At 46.5% G+C, this 905-nt stretch carries 2 protein-coding genes; both read right to left on the reverse strand.

Annotated elements, in window-relative coordinates; all coding sequences use genetic code 11:
* The coding region (ccsA, locus tag BACCELL_RS25375) for a cytochrome c biogenesis protein CcsA (protein WP_007215047.1) at positions 1-472 on the reverse strand (472 nt) is incomplete at its 3' end.
* Positions 469-905: cytochrome c biogenesis ResB family protein (locus BACCELL_RS25380; RefSeq protein ID WP_007215048.1), on the reverse strand; the 437-nt coding region annotated here is incomplete at its 5' end. The genes ccsA and BACCELL_RS25380, both read right to left, overlap by 4 nt.

Genomic DNA, 905 nt, shown 5'->3' on the forward strand with positions numbered 1-905 from the left:
CAATCGGCTTCTTCTTGAACCAAAGCAGGTAAACAGCCATCACGGTAGCCGCACCCAGCATAGCATAGGCAAACATATATACGATGACATGCGGCGTAAACCACGGGCTTTGCAAAGCCGGCATCAAAGTTTTGTTATGTATTTCCGGTTTGAAGATATTGATGCAGATAAATACCAGTGACAGAATAAAACTGAAACTGAGTATCCACTTATACCTCCAACGGCTGTATGTGATGAGTCCTGCCAGTGGAAGAAAGAAAGAGTACCACAGGCGAGTCTCTCCCATGGTCCGCATAGGCGGACGCTCCAGAGAAATCCACATTCCCACAATAAAGCAAAAGAAGATAGCAAGTCCTATCAAGGTAAGCCCGCCAACAACATACGGTTTTCTTCCGCGCCAGGCGGCAAAGGCACCGAATCCCCAGAAGTGCAGGGCGGCAATTGAAAACGGTACAAAATAATCCCACGTCATTCAGCGTCCTCCTCTTTTCTTTTTTGTGCGTTAACAAACAGACAGATAGCTCCCAGCACCATCATGATAATACCCGTATAGACAGCAGGCAACCACGGATCACGTACCAGTTCAAACACACTGATATCGCTCCAACGCCCTTGCGTATCATCATAACTCAATTGATAAATATTCCATCCGGCCACATTCAGAGGATGGTTCACTGCAATCGTATCTTCCACCTGTTTGCCGTCTTCCGTGTAAACTTTCACTGTAGAAGCAAAACGCTGCGGCTCGCGTTCCGGCATGATAAGGCTTGTCAACGAATCCAGACGCAATGCTTTATATGGGAAAATAAAACTACCGCAACTTACCCAGCCCTCCTTTGCAGTTTTCGTCTTTTGATTGATAGCCTGCAAATAAACGGCATATGTGGCTCCCATCGAATGGAATT

Source organism: Bacteroides cellulosilyticus DSM 14838, from assembly GCF_000158035.1.
In the GTDB taxonomy this organism is placed as follows: Bacteria; Bacteroidota; Bacteroidia; order Bacteroidales; family Bacteroidaceae; genus Bacteroides; species Bacteroides cellulosilyticus.